The organism is Arthrobacter sp. Hiyo1 (genome assembly GCF_001263615.2).
Lineage (GTDB): Bacteria > Actinomycetota > Actinomycetes > Actinomycetales > Micrococcaceae > Arthrobacter.
The window spans coordinates 19,057-22,908 of the sequence record NZ_DF952477.1; the positions used below are offsets into that span (position 1 = coordinate 19,057).

3 protein-coding genes and 1 pseudogene are annotated in these 3,852 nt (G+C 62.8%); all 4 read left to right on the top strand.

The window, feature by feature from the left end:
- The first annotated feature begins 232 nt into the window (after positions 1-232).
- On the top strand, positions 233-847 hold the full coding sequence (locus AHiyo1_RS21530; RefSeq protein WP_059389942.1) for a TetR/AcrR family transcriptional regulator: 615 nt from the start codon (positions 233-235) through the stop codon (positions 845-847).
- A 79-nt stretch (positions 848-926) separates the two neighbouring features.
- Positions 927-1,130, top strand: coding sequence for a hypothetical protein (locus AHiyo1_RS21535; protein ID WP_059389943.1), 204 nt, complete (start codon positions 927-929; stop codon positions 1,128-1,130).
- Between the two features lie 159 nt (positions 1,131-1,289).
- Positions 1,290-2,398 (top strand): annotated as a pseudogene (locus AHiyo1_RS21540) (glutamate--cysteine ligase).
- Positions 2,399-2,638: 240 nt separating this feature from the next.
- Positions 2,639-3,664: an AI-2E family transporter gene (locus AHiyo1_RS21545; protein ID WP_253257547.1), complete on the top strand. Its 1,026-nt coding sequence runs from the start codon at positions 2,639-2,641 to the stop codon at positions 3,662-3,664.
- Positions 3,665-3,852: the final 188 nt, after the last annotated feature.

Here is a 3,852-nt window from a genome sequence, read left to right on the forward strand (position 1 = left end):
CCCCGGACGCTCGCTCACATATATGGCCATCCACCAGCACGCTCGCTCACATATGTGGCCATCCACCAGCACGCTCGCTCTGATAGATGTCCAAATTCCAGGACGCTCGCTCAGGTCTGCTGCCAAACACGTGGGCGCGTGCAGTTCTTTACGGCTTGTCAGCTCGCTTGGCGACGCGCATCCTTTGCTCTTGCTCCGCACAATTGCCGCACACCACGGTTAGGATTGACCCATGTCGTCGTTGCGAGAAGCCCAGAAGCAGCTGACCCGCGACGTGATCGTCGAACGGGCACTCGAACTCTTCACAGAGAAGGGCTACGCGGCAACCACGATCGACGAGATCGCCGCCGCTGCCGGCACCACGAGGGTGACTTTTTACGCGTACTACCCCTCGCGGAGCGATCTGATGAGGGACTTCATGTCGCGCGTCAACGCCGTGCTCGACCGCGCGGATGGTCCCGACAGTGCGTCGACCGCCGTCGAGCTCGTGGACGTGGTGCGGGATGGCAAACTGCCGGGAATCCTTGCCTGGCTCGAGTCGCGCGCTGCGCTCTGGCCGGTCTTCCGTCCGTACCTCGACGTCCTCGACGAGGCTGCTGCGGTTGATCGCGAAGTGCGGACATTGGTGGAGGGTTGGCATGAGGAAGTCATCTCCGACCTTGTCCGCGGCATGCAGCTTGCCGGGCGCTTCCCTGAAGAAACGCACCACATCCGCGGAACACTCGCCTTCACCCAGCTCGACTACGTCGCCACTCTCTGGACGCGGCGCAAGCTCGAGCCAAACCGCGACCACGCGCTAGAAGTGCTCGCCGACAGTTGGTACCACTTGCTCTGCGACGCAGGATAATCAAGCTCCACGCAGCTGCCCAGCTGGTCTTTGCGCTTCACAGGAGTAGCGTTTGCTGTGGCTGACGAGAGGGGTCCACATGAGCTACAAGTATCGAACCGTCAGGGTTCGCGGCACCGAGTTGGTAGGAACCATCGCCCGAAAACACGGCAGCGCGCCGGAGATCTACGAAACCTCGAAGGACGCGAACACATCGGTAGTTCCCGTGTTTTTCCAAGCGACCGGCGAGATCCGATTCTTCGACAGGTCAGTCCTTGAAGACGTCGTGACGCCGGCCAGCTAGCAGCAGTTGCGCGTCTCGGAACTGACCAGAGACGTTTGATGCCAGAGGTCCTGCGACTTGTGGTCGTGGGGCATAGCTTTTGTGGCCCACACTTGGCAAGTGCGTACTTTTGGTGTTGAAGAAGAATTCCTGATCGTAGATCCTGACAACGGCAGTCCCGTGCCCCTCGCCGGCGATATCGTGCGCCTTCATGGTGCCGGTCCCCAGGGGGTGGCTCCTCCTTTCGGCCCGACGTTGGCGATCGAGCTTCAGCAGGAGCAAATCGAAGTCATCACCTCCCCGCACAGCAGCCTGAGTGCCCTAGGCGCTGAAATACGTGCCGGACGCTCTTACGCAGATTCGCTGGCCCGAAGGGCGGGCGCGAGAATTGCAGCCCTCGCGACGTCGCCGCTGGCGATCGCTCCGCATGCAACAAACACCGAGCGCTACGACGCCTCCTGGAAAAGTTCGCTATGACTGCCAGAGAGCAGCTGACCTGCGGATACCACGTCCATGTTTCCGTTGACTCGGATGAGGAAGGCGTGGCAGTGCTGGACCGGATCAGGTCCTGGCTGCCGGTGCTGACTGCACTGAGCTCGAATTCACCGTTCTGGAATGGGTCCGACAGTGGTTACGCCAGTTTCCGGACCCAAGCTTGGAACCGATGGTCCAGTGCCGGTCCCACCGATGTCTTCGGATCTGCCGCGGCCTACCACTCCTTGGTGGCCGACCTGTCGGCAACGGGAGTGATCATGAGCCCGGATTTCGACGCTCGCCTGTCTGCCCGGCACCCTACGGTCGAGATCCGTGTCTCGGATGTTTGCCTTGATGCCCGGGATGCCCTGCTGATCGCGGCCTTGGTGCGTGCCTTGGTGGATACAGCCGCCAGGGAATGGAAATCCGGACAGCGTCCGGACATGGTTTCTGTCCCCGTCCTGCGCCAAGCCACGTGGCGGGCCAGCCGGTTCGGCCTGCACGGCGAGCTGCTCCACCCGGGAACGCACAAGCCGGCCACAGCAAGGCACGTCCTTGCCGCACTCCACTCCCACGTCCGCGATGCCCTCGAAGGGACCGGGGACGCACACTACGCCAACGAGGGACTGCAAAGGATCCTCAGCCAAGGCACGGGAGCCGCGCGGCAACGGCAAGCCCACCAACGCACCGGCAGTCTTGCCGGCGTCGTCGCATATGCAACGGGCGTCACCCACCTCGAACCCATTGATCACGAACGCACCGACCAACCGTACTTCGCGGCGGCCTCGGGGACTGCCGCGCTCGTGGCGAGCTAGCCGTCGGCCGAAATTGCGGCTCCATCGGAGCTCGCCGTTAGGGTGAGGCATGAGCGATAAGGGCAAGAGCTCCGACCGTTCTTAGCGCACCGTGCCTGAATGCACGACGGCGGGGCGTTCAGTGCCGGAGCCACCACCAGGAAGGAATCCAATGACTGAAAGCAACAATTCGCCGAGCAAACGCACGATGTCGGCGATGTGGTCCGACGGCCTTGGCCGGGCAGCGATCCGTTCAGGCAGATGCTCCTGGTCATCACCCTGGCATCGGTGATTGTGTGGGCGATGACCAGCGTTCCGCTCGTCATGATCCCGGTCACAATCGCGCTCATTCTTGCCTCGGCAATTTCGCCTCTTGTGCGTTGGCTGACTGCGCACCGGTGGCCCCGGGCCCTCGCCGTCGCAGCGTCGTTCGTGGGGATCCTTGCAGTCTTCGGCGGAGTCATCACCGGAATCGTCTTTCTTATCAGGGCGCAATCCAAGGAGCTTGCCGTGAAATTCACTGCCGGCATCGAGCAACTGCACCAATTCCTGAATAACGGCCCCTTCAAAGTCAGCGACGAGCAGCTCCGATCCGTGGCCGATTCCATCCAGCGCTTCTTCACGAGCAGTAGCTTCGGCGCCGAAGCGCTGACCGGCGCGCGGACGGTCGCTGAAATCCTGGCCGGCTTGGTTCTTATGGTGGTGATCCTGTTCTTCTTCCTCAAGGACGGCGAGAAGATCAGGAACTTCCTCTTCGGATTCCTTCCCGCGGCTCACCGCGGAAAGGCCCACCTGGCCGCGGAACGAAGCGCCGTCGTTCTGGGAGGATACGTCCGCGGCACGGCTCTGATCGCAGCAGTGAACGGCGTGATCATAGGAACAATGCTGGCCATCCTCGGCGTCCCGCTTGCCCTGCCTCTGGGCGTTTTTGTGTTTATCGGCGGGTTCATTCCCATCGTTGGTTCCACCGCTGCGGGTACCCTCGCCGTGGGTGTCGCCTTGATCTCGAACGGTCCGGTGACATCGCTCATCGTCCTCGCTGTCCTCATCGCGGCCAACCAGCTTGAGCACCATTTCCTCCAGCCCGTTTTGATGGGCAAGGTGCTGAGCATCCACGGACTGGCCATTTTGCTCGCCTTGGCCATTGGCACGATGCTCGCAGGCATTATCGGGGCCTTGTTAGCCGTACCGACTGCCGCCGTCGCGTGGACTGCCATCAAGACGTGGACCGGGCGCGGAGACACGGCGCCCGCCGGGATCGGCCCCGCCGACGGAACCGCGGCCTGAAAAGGACTCACACAGCCACAGCCCGATCCTAGGGCGGCACCCGGTCTTACGCTTGCGCTAGGAGCTCCTCGCGCAGTTGCTCCAGGTGGGACGGTTGTTCTGCCAGGGCCCGCGTGGTCGGCGGGGGACTGGGTGCCCGACGCCCGCGAGGGGGTCGTCGGTGCGGGGGACGGCGAGTCTCAAGGCCC

What these genes read in the sequence shown, in the direction of transcription:
- AHiyo1_RS21530 (WP_059389942.1), top strand. Translation starts at nt 233, where the DNA reads ATGTCGTCGTTGCGAGAAGCCCAGAAGCAGCTGACCCGCGACGTGATC.
- AHiyo1_RS21535 (WP_059389943.1), top strand. Translation starts at nt 927, where the DNA reads ATGAGCTACAAGTATCGAACCGTCAGGGTTCGCGGCACCGAGTTGGTA.
- AHiyo1_RS21545 (WP_253257547.1), top strand. Translation starts at nt 2,639, where the DNA reads ATGCTCCTGGTCATCACCCTGGCATCGGTGATTGTGTGGGCGATGACC.